This is a genomic window from Nonomuraea mangrovi (genome assembly GCF_042681425.1).
Taxonomy (GTDB): domain Bacteria; phylum Actinomycetota; class Actinomycetes; order Streptosporangiales; family Streptosporangiaceae; genus Nonomuraea; species Nonomuraea mangrovi.
In genome coordinates this window covers 64,398-82,411 of the sequence record NZ_JBHUFV010000038.1, presented here as the reverse complement: position 1 = coordinate 82,411, position 18,014 = coordinate 64,398, and the positions used below count along the sequence as shown (strand labels likewise).

Annotated in this window: 18 protein-coding genes; 9 read left to right on the top strand and 9 right to left on the bottom strand. The window is 70.8% G+C overall.

Going from position 1 to position 18,014, the window contains the following annotated elements:
• Positions 1-89 precede the first annotated feature (89 nt).
• Positions 90-935 (top strand): DUF4097 family beta strand repeat-containing protein, encoded by an 846-nt coding sequence (locus tag ACFSKW_RS26210; RefSeq protein WP_379575086.1) that lies wholly within the window; start codon positions 90-92, stop codon positions 933-935.
• Positions 936-969: 34 nt separating this feature from the next.
• Here ACFSKW_RS26210 and ACFSKW_RS26205 read toward each other — a convergent pair whose 3' ends face one another.
• The 3 genes from ACFSKW_RS26205 to ACFSKW_RS26195 are packed head-to-tail and all read right to left on the bottom strand — an operon-like array spanning position 970 to position 4,784.
• Positions 970-1,866, bottom strand: coding sequence for a TolB-like translocation protein (locus ACFSKW_RS26205; RefSeq protein ID WP_379575085.1), 897 nt, complete (start codon positions 1,864-1,866; stop codon positions 970-972).
• A complete protein-coding gene (locus ACFSKW_RS26200; protein WP_379575084.1) occupies positions 1,863-3,053 on the bottom strand; it encodes an MFS transporter in 1,191 nt (396 codons plus the stop codon). Before ACFSKW_RS26200 ends, ACFSKW_RS26205 begins: the two co-directional genes overlap by 4 nt.
• Before the next feature lie 3 nt (positions 3,054-3,056).
• Positions 3,057-4,784, bottom strand: a complete 1,728-nt coding sequence (locus ACFSKW_RS26195; protein ID WP_379575083.1) for a discoidin domain-containing protein — start codon at positions 4,782-4,784, stop codon at positions 3,057-3,059.
• A gap of 296 nt (positions 4,785-5,080) precedes the next feature.
• Here ACFSKW_RS26195 and ACFSKW_RS26190 point away from each other — a divergent pair, with 296 nt between their 5' ends.
• Positions 5,081-5,497 (top strand): VOC family protein, encoded by a 417-nt coding sequence (locus ACFSKW_RS26190; RefSeq protein ID WP_379575082.1) that lies wholly within the window; start codon positions 5,081-5,083, stop codon positions 5,495-5,497.
• Positions 5,498-5,522: 25 nt separating this feature from the next.
• Complete coding sequence (locus ACFSKW_RS26185) at positions 5,523-6,152, top strand: TetR/AcrR family transcriptional regulator (protein WP_379575081.1); 630 nt, start codon at positions 5,523-5,525, stop codon at positions 6,150-6,152.
• A 474-nt stretch (positions 6,153-6,626) separates the two neighbouring features.
• Here ACFSKW_RS26185 and ACFSKW_RS26180 read toward each other — a convergent pair whose 3' ends face one another.
• Positions 6,627-7,199 (bottom strand): TetR/AcrR family transcriptional regulator, encoded by a 573-nt coding sequence (locus ACFSKW_RS26180; protein ID WP_379575080.1) that lies wholly within the window; start codon positions 7,197-7,199, stop codon positions 6,627-6,629.
• A 296-nt stretch (positions 7,200-7,495) separates the two neighbouring features.
• On the opposite strand from ACFSKW_RS26180, the gene ACFSKW_RS26175 reads away from it, so the two are divergent.
• On the top strand, positions 7,496-7,693 hold the full coding sequence (locus ACFSKW_RS26175) for a hypothetical protein (protein ID WP_379575078.1): 198 nt from the start codon (positions 7,496-7,498) through the stop codon (positions 7,691-7,693).
• Here ACFSKW_RS26175 and ACFSKW_RS26170 read toward each other — a convergent pair.
• A complete protein-coding gene (locus ACFSKW_RS26170) occupies positions 7,690-8,508 on the bottom strand; it encodes a PIG-L family deacetylase (RefSeq protein WP_379575076.1) in 819 nt (272 codons plus the stop codon). The genes ACFSKW_RS26175 and ACFSKW_RS26170 overlap by 4 nt on opposite strands.
• Before the next feature lie 329 nt (positions 8,509-8,837).
• Here ACFSKW_RS26170 and ACFSKW_RS26165 point away from each other — a divergent pair, with 329 nt between their 5' ends.
• Genes ACFSKW_RS26165 through ACFSKW_RS26155 form a run of 3 tightly spaced genes read left to right on the top strand, consistent with a single transcriptional unit; the run spans position 8,838 to position 11,582 of the window.
• Positions 8,838-9,215 carry a DUF485 domain-containing protein gene (locus ACFSKW_RS26165; protein WP_379575075.1) on the top strand — a complete coding sequence of 126 codons (378 nt, stop codon included), beginning with the start codon at positions 8,838-8,840 and terminating at the stop codon, positions 9,213-9,215.
• The gene (locus ACFSKW_RS26160) at positions 9,212-10,879 is read left to right on the top strand and encodes a solute symporter family protein (protein ID WP_379575074.1); all 1,668 of its coding nucleotides are present in this window, start codon (positions 9,212-9,214) and stop codon (positions 10,877-10,879) included. Before ACFSKW_RS26165 ends, ACFSKW_RS26160 begins: the two co-directional genes overlap by 4 nt.
• Positions 10,880-10,937: 58 nt before the next feature.
• Positions 10,938-11,582 carry a class I SAM-dependent methyltransferase gene (locus ACFSKW_RS26155; RefSeq protein WP_379575073.1) on the top strand — a complete coding sequence of 215 codons (645 nt, stop codon included), beginning with the start codon at positions 10,938-10,940 and terminating at the stop codon, positions 11,580-11,582.
• Here ACFSKW_RS26155 and ACFSKW_RS26150 read toward each other — a convergent pair.
• The 3 genes from ACFSKW_RS26150 to ACFSKW_RS26140 all read right to left on the bottom strand — a co-directional run bounded on the left by ACFSKW_RS26150 (position 11,566) and on the right by ACFSKW_RS26140 (position 15,060).
• On the bottom strand, positions 11,566-11,964 hold the full coding sequence (locus tag ACFSKW_RS26150; RefSeq protein ID WP_379575071.1) for a hypothetical protein: 399 nt from the start codon (positions 11,962-11,964) through the stop codon (positions 11,566-11,568). The genes ACFSKW_RS26155 and ACFSKW_RS26150 overlap by 17 nt on opposite strands.
• Positions 11,961-12,512: a dihydrofolate reductase family protein gene (locus ACFSKW_RS26145; protein WP_379575070.1), complete on the bottom strand. Its 552-nt coding sequence runs from the start codon at positions 12,510-12,512 to the stop codon at positions 11,961-11,963. Before ACFSKW_RS26145 ends, ACFSKW_RS26150 begins: the two co-directional genes overlap by 4 nt.
• Before the next feature lie 226 nt (positions 12,513-12,738).
• A complete protein-coding gene (locus tag ACFSKW_RS26140) occupies positions 12,739-15,060 on the bottom strand; it encodes an ATP-binding cassette domain-containing protein (RefSeq protein ID WP_379575069.1) in 2,322 nt (773 codons plus the stop codon).
• A 147-nt stretch (positions 15,061-15,207) separates the two neighbouring features.
• Between ACFSKW_RS26140 and ACFSKW_RS26135 the strand changes: the two genes are divergently transcribed.
• Complete coding sequence (locus tag ACFSKW_RS26135; RefSeq protein ID WP_379575068.1) at positions 15,208-16,005, top strand: SMP-30/gluconolactonase/LRE family protein; 798 nt, start codon at positions 15,208-15,210, stop codon at positions 16,003-16,005.
• A gap of 94 nt (positions 16,006-16,099) precedes the next feature.
• Here the strand turns inward: ACFSKW_RS26135 and ACFSKW_RS26130 are convergent, their stop codons facing one another.
• Positions 16,100-17,209, bottom strand: a complete 1,110-nt coding sequence (locus ACFSKW_RS26130; protein ID WP_379575067.1) for a methyltransferase — start codon at positions 17,207-17,209, stop codon at positions 16,100-16,102.
• 50 nt (positions 17,210-17,259) lie between these two features.
• On the opposite strand from ACFSKW_RS26130, the gene ACFSKW_RS26125 reads away from it, so the two are divergent.
• Positions 17,260-18,009, top strand: coding sequence for an SDR family NAD(P)-dependent oxidoreductase (locus ACFSKW_RS26125; RefSeq protein WP_379575066.1), 750 nt, complete (start codon positions 17,260-17,262; stop codon positions 18,007-18,009).
• Positions 18,010-18,014 lie beyond the last annotated feature (5 nt).

Genomic DNA, 18,014 nt, shown 5'->3' with positions numbered 1-18,014 from the left:
GTTCGACGCGCCGCCGCTTACGGATCTGACGCCAGCATGTTGCCACGAGTCCTCTTGCCATGATGTCATTCTGGCGTCATAGTGGTGCCGTGCCTGACTCGTTCGAGACCCCAGACCCGATCACCGCGACGATCTCCGCCGGTACAGGCCGCCTGCGGATCATCGCGAGCGACCGCGCCGACACCGTCGTCACGATCCGCCCGGCCGACGAGTCCGACGACGCCGACGTGAAGGCCGCCAGGCAGTCCACGGTGGAGTACGCGGCCGGCCGGCTGCTGGTGCAGGCGCCCAAGAGCAGGGGCCACTCGCTGTTCAGCCACACGGGCTCGGTCGACATGACGATCGAGCTGCCATCGGGCTCGCGCGTCGAGGCCACCACGGCGGGCGAGATCCGCTGCAGGGGCGGTCTCGGCGAGTCCACGCTCGCCTCCGCCTCCGGCGGCATCACGCTCGAGGAGACGGGCAGGGCGCGGCTGAGCACGGCCGACGGCGACATCAGCGTGACCGGCTCGACCGGCCACACCGACATCACCACCGCCAACGGCACGATCAGCGTGCGGCGGATCGACGGCACAGCCGTGATCAAGACCTCCAGCGGCGACATCAAGCTCGGCGAGGTGACCGGCGACCTGCGGCTCAACACCGCCTACGGCCACATCACCGTCGACCGCGCACTGGCGAGCGTGCACGCCAGGACCGCCTACGGCGACATCACCGTCGAGGAGTCCGTCCGCGGTTCGCTCGAGCTCGAGACGGGCCACGGCCAGCTGGAGATCGGCATCAGGCGGGGTACGGCCGCGTGGCTCGACCTGAACGCGCCCTACGGCACGGTGCGCAACTTCATGACGGCCGCCGCCGGGCCCGAGGAGTCCGACGAGACCGTCGAGGTGCGCGCGCGAACACACTACGGCGACGTCACGATCCGCCGCGCCTGACCCGCGCGCGCCCCGCAGGCGGCCCGCTCGAGATTCAGCGGACGGCCGACGGCGAGGAGGCGTCGCCGACCAGCAGGCGGGCCGCGCCCGTGCCGTCGGCGGGGACCGCCCACACGTCGCGCCCCTTGGCGTACATCACGGTCGCCTCGTCCAGCCATGCCACCTGGTCGTCGACGTTCGCGCTCTCCGCGAGCGGCGTCTCGGCCATCGTGGACAGGTCGAGCGCGTGCAGCCGCCACGCTCCCCCCGGCATGCGTTTCTTGAACACCAGCCGCTTGCCGTCCGGCGACAGCGAGGGGCACTCCGCGTTCGCCCGCAGCACCCGGGCCTCCCACTTGCCGTAGTCGCCCTGCACCAGGTAGGTCTGCCCGCGCGTCGAGACGGTGGCGTAGAAGCGGTTGTCGTCGGCGGCGAACGTGACGCCCCAGTAGTTGACGTCGGGCGAGTGGTAGCGGCGCCCGTCCTTGATCAACGGGATCTGCTCCATGTTGGTGATCGCGTAGCCGGTGCGGTCGTCGAGGATCCCGGTCCAGGTGGAGAAGCCGCTCGTGTTGTAGGAGTCGCCGGTGACGAACACCGTCCAGGAGATCATCCGGCCGCTCGGCGACACCCTGGCACGGCTCGGGATGCCTGCCAGGTGCAGCCGCCTGGTCTCCTTCATCGTCCGGTCCACGACGACGGCGTCGGTCCTGGCCACGCCGGTGACCAGGCAGACGCCCGTTCCCGAGGCGGTGGCGAACCGCTCGCACCGGGTACGGCTGCCGCGCACCAGGCCCGTGTCCTGGTCCCTGACCACGATCTGGCCCGGCCTGGCCAGATCGAGGACGCCCGCTCCCCCGCCCGGGCCGGCTCCGGCGGCGCGCACCGCGTAGAAGAACGCGCCGCCGCCCAGCACGAGCAGCGTCACGGCGAGGATCAGCGTCTTTCTCATCGGACCACCTTCCAGAACGCCAGGCACGCCACGATCCCCGCGCCCATCACGACCAGCCCGGGCACCGGCCCGGCGAGCGTCCACGCCGCGCCGTACATGATCGAGGACAGCATCCGGGCGACGGCCTGGCCCGTCTGCAGCAGCGCGAGCCCGCTGGTGCGCAGGTGCGGGGGCAGCAGCGGGCCCGCCGCCGCCATCAGCACGCCGTCGGTCGCCGCGTAGAACAGCCCGAACGCCCCCAGGACCAGCCAGTACGGCGCCCCGCCCGCGAGCAGCGCATAGACGCCGACGAGCGCGAGGTGGCCCAGCAGGAAGACCGGGACCCGGCCCCACCTGTCGGCCAGCCTGCCCATGGGGACGGCGAGCAGGAGGTACACCGCGGCGGTGCCGAGCGGGAGCAGCGGGAAGTGCTCGGGGGCGATGCCCGTCCCCTTCTGCAGCAGGAGGTAGACGAAGGGGTCGCTGACGGTCACCAGGCCGAGCGCGGCGGCAGTCACGCAGACCCGCCGGAACGGCCGCCGCCGCAGGAGCGCGAGCGCGGGGCGCAGGCCTGTGCCGTCCTTCGGCGGAGTGACCGTCGCCGCCACGGGCTGCTCCCTCACGTACAGGGCCAGCAGCACGACGCCGAGCACCGCGAACGCGAAGCTGACCACGAAGACCGCGTCGTACGCGCCGGTCGCGCCGAGCACCGCGAACGCGGCCAGCGGCCCGAGGAACGCGCCGACCGTGTCCATCGCCCTGTGCACGCCGAACGCCTGCCCCTGCGTCTCGGGCCCCGCGCTCAGCGAGATGAGCGCGTCGCGCGGCGCGGTGCGCAGCCCCTTGCCCGTCCTGTCGGCCGCGACGACCGCGCCGAGCAGGCCCACCGAGCTCCCGGCGGCCAGCAGGCCTAGCTTGCACGCCGCCGAGAGCCCGTAGCCGATCCCCGCCACGAGCTTGCGCCGCCGCCACCGGTCGGCCGCGTGCCCCGCGGCCAGCCGTACCAGGGCGGTCACCCCGAAGTAGAGGCCGTCCAGCAGGCCGTACGCCAGCGGGCTGAGCCCCAGCACGAGCACCGCGTAGTACGGCAGGACCGCGGTCACCATCTCGGAGGAGATGTCGGTGACCAGGCTGACCAGGCCCAGCGCCAGCACGTTGGCGGGCACGGCCGTGGTCAGCCGTCGATAGCGGAAACCGGATATGTACACGCGTCAGTGGCAGGTGTAGGTGGGGCTGGTGTCCTTGACCTGGCCGTCGACGCCGATCAGCTGCGAGGAGAAGGTGCTGTCCCCCATCGTCAGCTTCACCACGCCGAAGGTCCCCGACAGCCGCTTCTGGCTGTTGGGCTGCACGTTCTCGATGTTGTACGGCGAGGCGCCGCCCATCCCGCCGAGCACCTCGACGATGCCGTTCGGGTCGGCCTGCGCGTTCGGGTTCTGCGGGGCGAACCGCTCGTAGTGGTGGTCGTGGCCGTTGAGGACGAGGTCGGCTCGCCTTTCGTAGAGGATCTGCCACACCGGCTTGCTGACGGGGTCGTTGCCGTGCTCGCCCGAGCTGAACAGCGGGTGGTGCCAGTAGGCGGCCACGCACCGCTTGTCCGTCGCGGCCAGGTCGGCCTTCAGCCAGTTGATCTGCGCGCTCTGGTCGAAGAGGTTGGAGTCGAGGGCGACGAAGTGCCAGTTGCCGCGGTCGTAGCTGTAGTAGCTCTTACCGTTGGGGAAGGCGATCGGCCCGAAGTAGGACTTGTAGCCCGCCTCGAACCCGGCGGGGTCGTAGCTCTCGTGGTTGCCTGCCGACGGGCGGGTCTTGTTCTTGAACGCGCCCCATGTCTTGTCGTAGTAGGCGGTGAAGTCCTGCAGCCTGGCGTCGTCGTACTGGTTGTCGCCCATCGTGATGACGAAGTCGGGGTTCATCGACTTGACCAGGTTGGCGGTCTTGGGATGGGCGCAGGAGCTCGAGCTCGCCGTGCACTGCTCGGCGATGTCTCCGGCTGCGGCCACGACGAACGTCTCGCCGCCCGAGGAGGCGCCGACCGTGAGCTTGTCCAGGTTGGGGCCGCCGGCGGCGCCGGTGGCGGTGGCGCGCACGGTGTTCGCGCCGGCCTTGAGCGTCGCGGTGAGCGTCAGGTCGGACCAGGTGGCCCAGGCGCCGGTGCCGGGGAAGTCACGGTTGGCGACGGTTCCGTTCACGGCGATGGCCAGCGGGCGGACGGCCGTGGTGCCGTTGGCGTAGCGGAAGGTCAGGGTGGCAGGGCCCGCGGTGGCGGCCTGGACCGTCCACTCGACGTAGCCGCCCACGGTGTTGACGTAGTCGACGAAGCCGCTGCCGGTGTATCCGGCGTGGTTGCTCGCGACCGTGGCCTGGGAGAGCGTGGCGTTCTCCGCCTGGTACTCGGGGCCGCCGGGGTTGCCGGGGGTATCGCCGTAGACCTGCATCTCGTGGAGCGAGTAGCCGTAGGAGGTGCCTCTGGCGGTGCCGTACATGCGGACGAACCGACCCTCACCGGTCACCGTCAGATCGTCGGTGCCGCCGTCGCCGCTGGTGGTGGAATGGACAGCGGTCCAGGAGACGCCGTCAAGGGAGGTCTGGATCTGGTAGGCCCTGGCGTAGGCGGCCTCCCAGGTCAGCCTGACGCGGGAGATCGGGGTGACCGCGCCGAGGTCGACCTGGATCCACTCGGGGTCGTGCCCTTCGGCGGAGGCCCATCTGGTGCCGGTGAGGTCACCGTCGAAGGCGCCGGCAGGGCCGAGCGAGGCGCTCTCGGTGGAGGAGGCGGTCGACGGCTTGCCCTGGGACAGGAGGGTTTCGGCGGCGGAAGCGGTGAGCGAGCCGGAGGCGCCGGCCGAGCCGGCGGTGGCGGAGACGGATGCGGTGGCGGAGGCGGGGACGACGAGCGACCCGGCCAGCAGGACGAGGGGTAACAGCAGCGCACGCGGCATGGGGCTCTCCAAGGCAGGGGGCGACGACTCACGACGCGCGGCCGGGGCAGAAGGGGAACTGAGCGCGTCACGTCGTCGCCGACGCCGCGCCAAGCCGCTTAGCCGCATCCTGGCAACCGGTTCGGGCGACTGTCAAGGAAGTTAGGAAACCTTCCTAACTTGTTCATTCCGCTCGGCGATCTGACGATCCGCCTCGACCGCATGGCCCGCGGGAAGGATCGCGGCGGCGCAGGGTCACTCAGATGTCTACGATCTGGGTGACCGCCGTCGCCGCCCCTCTCACGTGAGGATCCGCCATGGACTGGAAGCTCGAGGTCGTGCCCGTTCCCGTCACCGACGTCGAACGGGCCAAACGGTTCTACACCGAGCAGGTGGGCTTCAACGCCGACCACGACACCCAGGTCAACGCCACCGTCCGCTTCGTGCAGCTCACGCCGCCCGGCTCGGCCTGCTCCATCGTCATCGGCGCCCCCGTCAGCACGCCCCCTGGAACCCTGCAGGGCCTGCAACTGGTCATCTCCGACCTCGCCGCCGCCCGCGCGCGGCTCCTCGCACGCGGGGTCGAGGTCAGCGAGATCAAGCACTACGAGAAGGACGGCTCGCTGGCCGACGGCCCCGGCGGGCGGTGGAACTCCTTCGCCTTCTTCGCCGACCCCGACGGCAACGGCTGGGTGCTCCAGGAAAGCCCCCCGATAGCATCGAACGAGGACTGACACACCGGCTGACCTGGACGAACCCATGGCCTCCACCACCCCGCCGCCGCGCAAGGACGCCGAGCGCAACAGGCGGCGGATCATCGCCGCCGCGCACGAGGTGTTCAGGGAGCGCGGGGTGAGCGCCACCCTCGACGACGTGGCCAGGCGCGCCGGCGTCGGGGTCGGCACCGTCTACCGGCGCTTCGCCAACAAGGAGGAGCTCGTCGACGCGCTCTTCGAGGACATGATCGACACCGTCGAGACCCTCACGACGCAGGCCGCGGCCGAGCCCGACGCCTGGAGAGGCCTGACGACCTGCCTGGTGCGGGTGTGCGAGATCCAGGCACTCGACCGGGGGCTGCGCGAGGTCACCCTCGGCACAGGACGCGGACCGCAACGGCAGGCGGAGATGCGCGAGCGCGTACGGCCGGCGGTCGACCGGCTGCTGGCCAGGGCCAAGGAGCAGGGAGCGCTACGGGACGACGCGGTGGCCGCCGACCTGCCGATCATCCAGCTGATGGTGGCGGCGGTGACCGAGCACACGGGCCGGCCGGACCTGTGGCGCCGCTACCTGGCCGTCATCCTGGACGGCCTCCGCGCCCGCCCCGGCAACGCCGACCTGCCCGGCGAGAAGGAGCTCGTGCGGATGTCGATCCGGAACTGCGGCCGATAGGCCGCTCCCTCCCAACCACCCGGAACACCGCCGGGGACAGGGCACACGAGACACAGGCACACGAGACACAGGCACTCGAGATACGGGCACTCGGAGCACGGACGTGCGGGCGTGCGGGCGTGCGGGACCGGGCGGTGCGGGCTTCAGGGGGCCGCCTCCGGGGCGACGCGGCAGGTCTCACCGGGAGAGCGGGCCGGGACACGCGCGTGCGGGGCACGACCACGCAGGGCACAGGCGTGGGAGCGCGCGAAGCTTCAGGGGACCGCCCTCCAGAGCGACGCAGCAGGTCTCACCGGGAGCGGGCCCGGACGTGCGGACTCGCGCGTGCGGGGCACGACCACGCGAGCACGGCCACGCGGGGCACGGGGCGTAAGAGCGTGCGAGGCTTCAGGGGGGCGCCCTCCAGAGCGACGCGGCAGGTCTGACCGGGGGCGGGCCCGAGGGGAGGCGCCGCCGGGCCGGGTGGCCGGCCGGTCATTCCAGCGTGATGCTGTCCAGGTAGGACTCGAGGGCGGCGAGCGGGTCGAAGTCGGGCTCCAGCAGCCACTGGATCTGCAGGCCGTCCAGGACGGCGATGAGCAGCGGGCCACTGGCCTCGGGCACGACCTGGCCACGCCTCTGCGCCTCGGCGATGGTGGCCGAGAAGAGCTCGCGGCTGGTCCGGTAGCGCTTCTGGAAGAAGTCGTGCGCGGGATGCTCGGGGTCGGTGGCCTCGGCCGAGAGCGTGACGAAGAGGCGGACCACGCCCGGGGCGTTCATGTTGCGGATCATGAGCTCGCGCATCGCCACGCGGAAGCTGCCCACCTCCGCCCACTTCTCCTCGAACCACGGGGTGTCGGTGTCGTCGCGCTGCTGCAGGACGGCGGCCAGCAGGTCCTCCTTGGAGGGGAAGTAGTGCAGGACGCCCGCCAGGGTGAGTTCGACCTGGGCCGCGACGTCGCGCATCGACGCGCCGCGGTAGCCGCGGACGCTGAACAGCTCGCGGGCGGCGTCGAGGATCTGCTGCCTGCGGGCGACGCCGACGGCGTAGGGCTTCCTGGTGACCATGCGACCGAGGATAACAAAAACCTATCGGTTGGTAGTTTTTGACGCCCAAGCGCCGAGCGGCCGGCCGGGGCCGCCCAGCGCGACCCCGAGCCATCCGCCTGGACCCCAGGTCGTCCAGCGCAGCACCGAGCCCTCCGTCCGGCTGGATCCCAGGTCGTCCGGCGCAGCCCCGAGCCCTCCGTCCGGCTGGACCCCAGGTCGTCCAGCGCAGCACCGGGCCGTGCGGCTCAATCTCAGGCCACTCGCCCCAAGGGCGTCCGGCGCAATCCCGGACTTTCAGCACCCCACGCCGCGGCGTGACCGCGCTGGTCATCCGCGGATTCAAGGCCATGGGCATGACCGCCTTCATCACCGTGCCCGCCTTCCTCGGCCTGGCCGGATGGGCGATGTGGGTGGAGATCTCCCGCCATGAGGCCGTCCAACGCGACCCATGGCCGCCCAGCACGGCCCTGGGGCGCCCGGCACGATCCCGGGGCGCTGAAAGGGGGAACTAGACGCGGAGCCCGGCGAAGAGGTCGTCCTCGTGGTCGGGGGCGGCCACCTTGCAGACCTTCCGTACGAACGCCTCGGTCGCGAACGCCCGGTGTTGCGCCTCCTGCGGCATCTGCAGCAGGAAGATGCTGTCCCCCTGGCTGGCGTGCGCGCGCAGCGCCTTCACCTTGTTCTCCACGTACGGCGAGACGTCCACCACGGTGGTGATCAGCTCGTCTGGGGTGCCGAAGTCCTCGGGCAGCTCGAACTCCTCCATCTCCATCCCCGACGCCTTCATCCAGTCGAACATCTCGGCGACGCGGGCCCGGGAGACGGCCGTGTAGTAGAGCTTGTCGGGGATGCCCGTCGACTCGGTGGCCGCCACCGCGATCCTGTGCGCCTGGATGTGGTCGGGGTGACCGTAGCCGCCAGTCTCGTCATAGGTGACCACGACATCGGGCCGGTAGTGCTCCATCAACGCGGCCAGCTTGGCCGCCGCCTGCTCGACCGGCACATTCCAGAAAGAGTCGGGATGGGAGTTGCCCTCCCAGCCGTCCATGCCCGAGTCACGGTAGCCCAGCAGTTCGACGTGCTCGATGCCTAGGTGGGCGACGGACTCCTTGAGCTCGGCCAGCCGCCGCTCGGCCACTTCGGCGTCGTTGTGGGCCGGGTCGCCGGGCTTCACTCCGCCGGGGCCGTCGCCCTGCTCGCCGTTGGTGCACGTGACCAGGACCGTCCTGACGCCCTCGGAGGCGTAGCGGGCGAGGATCCCGCCGGTGCCGATCACCTCGTCGTCGGGGTGCGCGTGAACGGCCATCACTGTCAACTGTCGATCCATCTTTGCATTCAACCGCACGCCGCCGACAGTTCCGCCCGGGCAGGGCCCCGGGCGAGACGACAGGCGAGACGACAGGCGGAGTGAAGGGCGAGATGGCGGGCGGGGTGAAGGGCGGGGTGACAGGCCCGGGGGGCGTGCGCGCGCACGTGAATCCGGGGATCCGGTAGTCGCGAGTGGGAGTTCCCGCATTTCCAGGAAAAAGTCCTGAGCCGCCCGTATCGTTCATCTCACTGTGGAGTCGCACCGCCACAGAGTGTCATCGCGAGCCAGGGGAGGGCCGCATGGTGGGGGGCTCAGGACGTAACGGCCCGCCAGGGCCATATGCGGAATTGGCGCAGGACAGGAGGTTCCGACTTCTCAAGAAACGCTTTCGCCGCCTGGCCATCGCGATCGTCGCCTCGTTCCTGGGCTGGTACTTCCTCTACATCTCACTGTCCGCGTTCGCCCGCGACTTCATGGCCTATCCGGCCGTCGGCAACATCAACGTCGCCCTGCTCCTGGGCATCCTCCAGTTCGTCTCCACCTTCGTTCTCGCCTGGCGCTACACCCGCTACGCCCGCAGGATGCTCGACCCCCTGTCGGCGCAGTTGCGCGACGAGGCCGAGCTCCGGCAGGCCGAGCAGGACAGGGCCGAACAGGTTCTCGCCGAGCGCCGGCGGATCGAGAACTGGACACCCTCGCCCCGGCACGGAAGGCGGCGCCGGTGAGCGGGACCGTGCTGACGTTCGGGCTTTTCGTCCTGTTCATCGCCATCACCTTGGTGATCACCTTCTGGGCCAGGAGCAACACCAGGTCGGCCGAGGACTTCTACGCCGGCGGCAGAGCCTTCTCCGGCGCGCAGAACGGGCTGGCGCTGGCGGGCGACTACATGTCCGCCGCCTCGTTCCTCGGCATCGCGGGCATCATCGCGCTGTCCGGCTACGACGGCTTCCTCTACTCCATCGGCTTCCTGGTCGCGTGGCTGCTGACGCTGCTGCTGGTGGAGCTGATGCGCAACGCCGGCAGGTTCACGATGGCCGACGTGCTGTCCTACCGGGTACGGCGGCAGCCCAAGGTGCGCACCGCAGCGGTGATCTCCACGGTCACCGTGTCGGTGTTCTACCTGCTGGCCCAGATGGTCGGCGCGGGCGCGCTGGTGTCGCTGCTCCTGGGGGTCTCGACCGATGCCGCCAAGGTGGTGACGATCGTGTCGGTCGGCGCGATGATGATCTTCTACGTGATGTTCGGGGGGATGAAGGGCACCACGTGGGTGCAGATCATCAAGGCCGTGCTGCTGATGTCGGGCACGATCGTGCTGACGGTGCTGGTGCTGGGCAGGTTCGGGTTCAACCTGAGCGAGATGCTGGGCGCCGCCGTGAAGGCCAGCGGCCGGTCGGACTTCCTGCTGCCGGGCGGGCACTACGCAAGGGAGGTGGCGGGCGACCCGGTCAGGACGCTGCTGAACAAGCTCGACTTCATCAGCCTGGCGCTGGCGCTGGTGCTGGGGACGGCGGGCCTGCCGCACATCGTCACCAGGTTCTTCACCGTCCCCGACGCCCGCGCCGCCCGCACCTCGGTCAACTGGGCGATCGGCCTGGTCGGCGTCTTCTACCTGATGACGCTCGCGCTGGGGTTCGGGGCGACGGCCCTGGTAGGGCACCAGGCGATCACGGCGCAGGATCCGTCGGGCAACACCGCCGCGCTGCAGCTCGCCCAGGTTCTCGGCGAGTTCGTCGGCGGGCCGATGGGCGGCGATCTCATGCTGGCCTTCATCGGCGCCGTCGCCTTCGCCACCATCCTGGCGGTGGTGTCGGGGCTGGTGATGGCCTCCTCCACCTCGCTGGCCCACGACTACTTCGGCCACGTGCTGATGTTCGGCAGGCCGCGCGAGTCGCAGGAGGTCGGGGTCGCCCGCTTCTCCGCGCTGGTGATCGGCCTGCTGGCGATCGCGCTCGCGGTGATCGCCCGCCAGCAGAACGTCGCCTTCCTGGTGGCGCTCGCGTTCGCGATGGCCGCCTCGGCCAACCTCCCCGCGATCGTGCTCTCCCTGTTCTGGAAGAGGTTCAACTCCACCGGCGTCGTCGCCGGGGTGTACGGCGGGCTGTTCGGATCGTTGCTGCTGGTGCTCTTCTCCCCCGTGGTGTCGGGGAAGATCGATCCGGTCACAGGGGCCAGCCTGTCGCTACTCCCCCATGGTTTCGACTTCGCCGTCTTCCCGATGGAGAATCCCGGCCTGGTGTCGATCCCGTTCGGGTTCCTGTGCGCGGTCGTCGGGGCGCTGTGCAGTAAGGAGAAGGCCGATCCCGACCGTTTCGACGAGCTGTCGGTCCGCTCGTTGACGGGAACCGGCGCCCACCGGGCCGCCACGCGCGGGACACGCCGACAGTACTAGCCGCCTGGGCCCCCAGATCCTAGGTTCCTGATGAGAGCCTTTCGATCAAGGGGGCCGCATGGCGGAGCTGCCGGAGCATCTGCATCGCGCGTTCTTCCGGATGATGTCCCTGCTCTCTCCTCGAGGGCAGGGCCTCTTCCTGCGGCGCTACTTCGACTGGTGGCATCGCACGCCCGATCCGTGGAGGCTGGGCACCGACGCCTACGAGCGGCGCAAGTACGAGACGACGCTCGGCGAGGTGCCGGGCCTGCCGTACCGGAGGATCCTGGAGGTGGGGTGCGCCGAGGGCGTGTTCACCGACGTGCTGGTGGCGCGTTTCCCCAGCGCCGAGGTGACGGGGATCGACATCTCCGCGCGGGCTCTGGAGCGGGCGAGGGCGCGTACGGGGCGCGCTCGCTTCGTGCACGCCGACCTCCTCAGCCATGGTCTTGAGGAGGGTTTCGATCTGGTGTTCTGTGCGGAGACGCTCTACTACGTCGGTAGGGCGGACCGGCTGCGCAGGGCGTCGGAGCGGTTGACGGGGCTGCTGGCGGACGGCGGGGTGCTGGTCCTGGTGCATCCGTGGCCCGAGGCCGTGAGCCTGCACAGGTTCGCGGACTCCGACCCTGCCGTCTCGCTGGTCGCCAGGCGGGTCGACACCGAGACCCGTCGGCCTTTCGCGGTGGCCGTGTATCGGAGGACCGGCCTCAACGGCCGCCGGTGAACGGGGGCTCGCCCGGCTTCAGCGCGCGAAAGCGCAGGGCCGACCAGGTGTCGTCGATGGCGACCTGGCCGTTGGGCCGCAGGCCGTACTCGCCGGCGATCGGCCAGAGGGTGTCGCGGTTGATGTCGGACCTGTTCCCCTTGGGGTAGGCGATCCAGACGACGGGGGGCTTGGTGATGTCGGCGGCGTGCTTGCCGAGCACCTGGCGCACGGCCGCGGCGTCGTCGCCGAAGACGAGGGCCACACCGGCGGTGTCCGGGCTCGGGGCGTCGGTCACGCCGTCGGGCAGCGGGCCGACCAGCGCGCGCCGGTCGGGGTCCGAGACCCAGAAGGAGGTGCCCGGCTTGAGGAGCAGCTTGTCGGCGGTGGTCTTGGTGGTCACTTCGTCTCCGTCGAGTAGATGAGGGAAAGGACGCCAGTCTCGAAGATCGTGGAGGAGGTCAGCTTGAGCGGGATCTGGTCGGTGCCCTCGAACAGCCGCTGCCCGGCGCCGACCACGATCGGGTGCACCATGAGGTAGAGCTCGTCGAGCAGGTCGTGCTTCAGCAGCGAGCGGACGAGGGTGGGGCTGCCGCTCATCGAGATGGTGCCGCCCGGCTGCCGCTTCAGCTCGGTCAGCCGCTCGACGAGGGAGTCGCCGGGGATGAGCGTCGTGTTGTTCCAGTCGGCCGAGTCGAGCGTGGTGGAGACGACGTACTTCTGGACCCCGTTGATGTAGTCGGCGAACGGGTCGTCCTCGCCGGCCTTGGACGGCCAGTAGGCGGCCCAGTCCTGGTAGTTGACGCGGCCCATGAGCATCGCGTCGGACTGGCCCATCTGCGCGCCGATGGCGGCGCCCATCTCGTCGTTGAAGTAGGGGAAGTGCCACTTGTCAGGGGACTCCACCACACCGTCGAGCGAGATGAAGAACGAAGCGACGATCTTGCGCATGTCCTGCTCCTTGTTTCTCGGTGTGGCTTCAGCCTCTCACCGACAATTTTTTTTGTCAAGCCTGGAGCTGCGGCGACGCGCGACAGTTCAGCGCACGGGAGTCGGAGGTGTCCTCGATGGCGGCGGCATCGCGCAGGCCCCGGCTGACGACCCGCGGCCGCGCGCTCACGTCGCAAACTGCTGGTCATACGAACAGTCGAGGCTGTCCGCGACGCTCCGCGGGACCCTAGAGGCGGGCGCCGAGATAGGCGGCGGTACGGCTGGCAGGTGAGGCCGCGACCTCCGCTGGGGCGCCCTGGGCCACGATCGTCCCGCCCTCCTCGCCGCCGCCGGGACCGAGGTCGATGACGTGGTCGGCCCGCGCGATGACGTCGAGGTCGTGCTCGACCACCACGACGGTGCCACCGCCGTCCACGAGCGCGCCGAGCTGGCGCATCAGCACCTCGGTGTCGGCGGGGTGCAGGCCGGCGGTCGGCTCGTCCAGCAGGTAGAGGGTGTGGCCGCGCCCGGTGCGCTGCAGCTCGGCGGCCAGCTTGACGCGCTGGGCCTCGCCGCCCGACAGCTCGGTCGCGGGCTGGCCGAGGCGCAGGTAGCCGAGCCCGACGTCGTGCAGGGTCCGCAGCGACCTGGCCGCCTCGGGCAGGAACGCGAGCGCGTCGTCCACGGTCAGGTCGAGCACCTGGGCGACGGTCAGCCCCTGGTGGGTGATCTCCAGGGTCTCGGGGTTGTAGCGTGCGCCGTGGCAGTCGGGACACGGCGCGTAGGTGCTGGGCAGGAACAGCAGCTCGACAGAGACGTAGCCTTCGCCCTTGCACGTCTCGCAGCGGCCGCCCTGGACGTTGAAGGAGAAGCGCCCCGCGTCGTAGCCGCGCCGCACGGCCTCGTCGGTGGCCGCGAACAGCTTGCGGACGACGTCGAACAGGCCGGTGTAGGTCGCCAGGTTGGAGCGCGGGGTGCGGCCGATGGGCTGCTGGTTGACCCGCACCACACGGCCGGCCTCGCTCGCCTCCGCCAGGGCGTCCAGCAACGTGGACTTGCCCGCGCCCGACACGCCGGTGATCGCGGTGAACACGCCGAGCGGCACGTCGACGTCGAGGTCGCGCAGGTTGTTGCGGGTGACGCCGCGCAGCTTCAGCCAACCGCCCGGCGTGCGCGGCTCCCCCACGCGCGGGGCGTGCTCGCGGAACAGGTAGCGGCGGGTCACCGACTCCTCCACCCGCTCCAGCCCGGCGACGGGACCGCTGAACAGGACCCGGCCGCCGTGGACGCCCGCGCCGGGGCCGACGTCGACCACCCAGTCGGCCGTCCTGACCACGTCGAGGTCGTGCTCGACGAGGAAGACCGAGTTGCCCGACCGCTTCAGCCGTACCAGCACCGAGGTCAGCGCCTCGGTGTCGGCGGGGTGCAGCCCCGCCGACGGCTCGTCGAGCACGTAGACGACGCCGAACAGCCCTGAGCGCAGCTGGGTGCCCAGACGCAGGCGCTGCAGCTCGCCGCCCGACAGGGTCGGGCTGGGACGGCTGGTGCTGAGGTAGCCGAGACCCAGCTCGACCAGCACGTCGATCCTGGCGACGAGGTCCTGCGAGAGCACGGCGGCGGGTCCTTGCCCCTCCTCGGCGTACGGCCTGAGCAGGTCGGCCAGGACACGCAACGGCATCGCGGCGAGCGCGGCGATGTCGTGTCCCGCGAACGTGACGGCCAGCGCCTCGGGACGGAGCCGCCTGCCGCCGCAGAGCGGACAGGCGGCGCTGACCAGGAAGCGTTCGGCCCGCTTCCTGCTGGTCTCGCTCTTGGAGTCGGCGTAGGCGTGCAGGACCAGTCGCTTGGCGCTGGAGTACTTGCCCTGGTAGGGGCGCTGGATGCGGTCGGGATCGCGTTCGGGGTGAACGGTCACCACAGGCTGCTCGTCGGTGAACAGGATCCACGCACGCTCTTCGGCCGGCAGGTCGCGCCACGGCACGTCGATGTCGTGGCCGAGGACGGCCAGCAGGTCGCGCAGGTTCTTGCCCTGCCACGCGCCGGGCCAGGAGGCGATCGCGCCCTGCCTGATGGTCAGCGAAGGGTCGGGGACCAGGGAGTCCTCGGTGACCTCGTACACCACGCCCTGGCCGTGACACTCGGGACACGCTCCCGCGGCCGTGTTGGCTGAGAAGGCGTCGGAGTCGAGCCGCTCGGCGCCGTCGGGGTAGTCGCCCGCCCTGGACATCAGCATCCGCAGCGAGTTGGAGACCATCGTGACCGTGCCGACCGACGAGCGGCTCGACGGCACCGAGCGCCGCTGCTCCAGCGCGACCGCCGGCGGCAGGCCCGTGACATCGTCGACGTCTGGGGTGCCTGCCTGGTGCAGCAGCCTTCTGGCGTACGGCGCGACGGACTCCAGGTAACGGCGCTGCGATTCGGCGTACAGGGTGCCGAAGGCGAGGGAGGACTTGCCCGAGCCCGAGACGCCCGTGAAGGCGACCAGGGCGTCGCGCGGCATGGCGACATCGACGCCGCGCAGGTTGTGCACCCGCGCCCCGCGCACCCTGACGAACCGGTCGGACTCCATGCGACGACGGTAGCGACCCTTCCGGCCGACCGGCGCCGCGGGTGGCGCCCGCGAACGTCTTCGAAGATTTCTCCGCGGCGATGTCGAGAGCCGGGGCAGCGGCTTCTACGTCCCTGGTGAGAGTCGGCAGCAGAAGGAGAGAAAGTGATGGAAACGCTGGTCAGCGGCGGCGCGTTCTTCGAGGGTCCGCGATGGCACGACGGGCGCCTGTGGGTGTCGGACTTCTGGCGTCACCAGGTCTTCGCGATCGGGATGGACGGCGCCGTCGAGACCGTCGCCGAGGTGCGGGGCGCGCCGTCCGGGCTCGGGTGGCTGCCCGACGGCACGATGCTGGTGGTCTCGATGATGGACAACAAACTGCTCAGGGTGGCGAACGGCAGGGCCGCCGTGTACGCCGACCTGTCGCCGTACAGCAGCCAGTTCAGCAACGACATGGTGGTCGACGCCCATGGCCGCGCCTACATCGGGACGATCGACTTCAGCGGCCCCCCGACCACCCTGCTGCGGGTCGATCCCGGCGGCTCGGTCACCGTGGTGGCGGAGGGGATGCTGTTCCCCAACGGCCCGGTGATCACCCATGACGGAGCGACGCTGATCGTCGCCGAGTCGTGGGCGGCGCGGCTGACCGCCTTCGACTTCGGCGGCGACGGGTCGCTGACCGGCCGCCGCGTCTGGGCGCGCCTGCCCGACGGGTGCGCGCCGGACGGCATCGCGCTGGAGGCCGACGGGAGCGTCTGGGTGGCCGACGCGGGCGGCAACAGGGCGATCAGGGTCCGCGAGGGCGGCGAGATCGTCGACGAGGTCCGCACCACGGGGGACGGCGTGTTCGCGTGCGCGCTGGGCGGGGACGACGGGCGGACGCTCTTCCTGTGCACGGCTCCCGACGCGGAGAAGGCGGCCGAGCAGCGCGAGGCGAAGATCCAGTGGGTGAGGAAGGACGCGTGACGACCGAGACGATCGAGGCCAAGGTGCGGGATGGCCCGCGCCGACGTCGCTGCGTGCCGACCGGGAGGACGGGACATCCAGGCCGGCCGCCTGCTCAGCGCCTGACCGAGCGCAGCACGACGAACTTCGGGTCGCCTGCCACGACCTCACAGTTGCCGAACACCCTGCGGAGCTTGACGTGGTAGCCGAGGTGCCGGTTGCCGATCACCCACAGCTCGCCGCCGCGGCGCAGTGCCGTACGGGATCCGGTGAACATCCGCCACGCCGTGCCGTCGGTCGTCGTGCGGTGGCTGTGGAAGGGCGGGTTCGTGACCACCAGGTCGGCCGAGCCCGGTTCGAGGCCCGCCAGGGCGTCGCCGATCACGAACCGGGCGGCGGATGAGGCGTTGCCGGCGAAGGTCGCCTCCGCGGATGCGAGCGCCTGGTAGGACTCGTCGACGAACAGCACCTCCGCCGAGGGGTTGCGCAGCGCCATCGCCAGCCCCACCACGCCGTTGCCGCAGCCGAGGTCGACGATCCGCTCGGGCCCCCTGCTCTGCGGCAGGTTGCGCAGCAGGAACCTGGTGCCGATGTCGAGACGGTCGGCGCAGAAGATGCCGGCGTGGTTGGTGACGGTACGCCGCGAGAGGTCACCGACGTCGTCGGGCAGCGCGTAGGTCAGCGGCCACGGGCTGGCGGTCCTGGGCAGCGCCGGGTCGGGGGCGCAGAAGATGAGCCTGGCCTTCCGCTCGGCCAGCGAGGTCCTCGTGGGTCCGAGGACGCGCTCGAAGGTCCGCAGCGTCGAGGTGTGGATCTCGGTGACCATGCCCGCGCCGACGACGACCGTGTCCTCGCGCACGGCGGGCGCCAGGCGGTGCAGCTGGTCCTCCAGGAGGGCGAGGCTCTTGGGCACCCTGACCAGCAGCACGTCGACCCGGTCGGGAGGGGTGTCCCTGGTGGACAGCAGGCGCACCTGGTCGGGGCCGATCCCGTTGCGCTTGAGGTTCGCCCTGGTGGCTTCCTGGGTGAGGTAGGAGTCGGTGATCTGGGTGGGACGGTGGGCGGCCAGCGCGGTGACCAGCGCGCCCCACCTGTCGCCGACCACCACCACGTTGCCGTGGAGATCGCCGCCGAGGTGCCGCAGCAGGTACTCGTCGGCGGCGTCCCACGCGCGCAGCTGTTCGCGGGGATTCTCGGGGAAGCGGGTCAGGTCGAGCTCGTTCATCGGCCCCCAGGGTATCCGAGCGCCGGAGGGGGCATGGTTAGCTCTTGCCCGTGCCGAACACTCCATCTGTCGCGCTTGTCACCGGAGCTTCCCGCGGACTCGGCGCCACCATCGCACGGCGGCTTGCCGCCGAAGGCTGGGCGGTCGCCGTCAACTACCGTTCGGATGCCGAGCGGGCCGGAGCCGTCGTCCGGGAGATCCGCGAGGCGGGCGGCGTCGCGGAGGCGTTCGCCGCCGACGTCACCGACGAGGCGTCGGTCGCGGATCTCCTCGCACGGGTCGGCGACACGCTGGGCCCCGCCGAGGTCGTGGTCGCCAACGCCACGGGACCGCAGCCGATCGTGCCGGTCGAGGACCTCACCTGGCAGGCCCACCTCGACCAGCTGCTGTTCTTCGTCAAGAGCCCGACGCTGCTGCTGCGGGCCGCGCTGCCGGCGATGAAGGCGAGGCGGCGCGGCAGGTTCATCCAGATCGGCTCCGACGCCTTCGACCGTGCTCTGCCCGGCATGTCGGCCTATGTGGCCGCCAAGGGGGCGCAGCTCGGGCTCACCCGCTCGTGGGCGCGCGAGCTCGGCCCGCACGGCGTCACCGTCAACCTCGTCGCGCCCGGCTGGATCCCCGTCGAGCGCCACGCCGACCTGCCGGCCGACGAGCTTGCCGGCTACGTCGCCGACACCCCCGCCCGCAGGGTGGGCACCCCTGACGACGTCGCCGCCGTGGTCGCCTTCCTCGCCTCGGAGTCGGCGGGCTTCGTCACCGGCGAGCGGATCGCCGTCAACGGCGGTCACACGATCGCCTGAGTGGA

Bases quoted from the DNA above. Each gene is read 5' to 3' on its own strand.
- ACFSKW_RS26205 (WP_379575085.1), bottom strand. From the start codon at position 1,866: ATGAGAAAGACGCTGATCCTCGCCGTGACGCTGCTCGTGCTGGGCGGC.
- ACFSKW_RS26195 (WP_379575083.1), bottom strand. From the start codon at position 4,784: ATGCCGCGTGCGCTGCTGTTACCCCTCGTCCTGCTGGCCGGGTCGCTC.
- ACFSKW_RS26190 (WP_379575082.1), top strand. From the start codon at position 5,081: ATGGACTGGAAGCTCGAGGTCGTGCCCGTTCCCGTCACCGACGTCGAA.
- ACFSKW_RS26185 (WP_379575081.1), top strand. From the start codon at position 5,523: ATGGCCTCCACCACCCCGCCGCCGCGCAAGGACGCCGAGCGCAACAGG.
- ACFSKW_RS26180 (WP_379575080.1), bottom strand. From the start codon at position 7,199: ATGGTCACCAGGAAGCCCTACGCCGTCGGCGTCGCCCGCAGGCAGCAG.
- ACFSKW_RS26170 (WP_379575076.1), bottom strand. From the start codon at position 8,508: ATGGATCGACAGTTGACAGTGATGGCCGTTCACGCGCACCCCGACGAC.
- ACFSKW_RS26155 (WP_379575073.1), top strand. From the start codon at position 10,938: ATGGCGGAGCTGCCGGAGCATCTGCATCGCGCGTTCTTCCGGATGATG.
- ACFSKW_RS26145 (WP_379575070.1), bottom strand. From the start codon at position 12,512: ATGCGCAAGATCGTCGCTTCGTTCTTCATCTCGCTCGACGGTGTGGTG.
- ACFSKW_RS26140 (WP_379575069.1), bottom strand. From the start codon at position 15,060: ATGGAGTCCGACCGGTTCGTCAGGGTGCGCGGGGCGCGGGTGCACAAC.
- ACFSKW_RS26135 (WP_379575068.1), top strand. From the start codon at position 15,208: ATGGAAACGCTGGTCAGCGGCGGCGCGTTCTTCGAGGGTCCGCGATGG.
- ACFSKW_RS26130 (WP_379575067.1), bottom strand. From the start codon at position 17,209: ATGAACGAGCTCGACCTGACCCGCTTCCCCGAGAATCCCCGCGAACAG.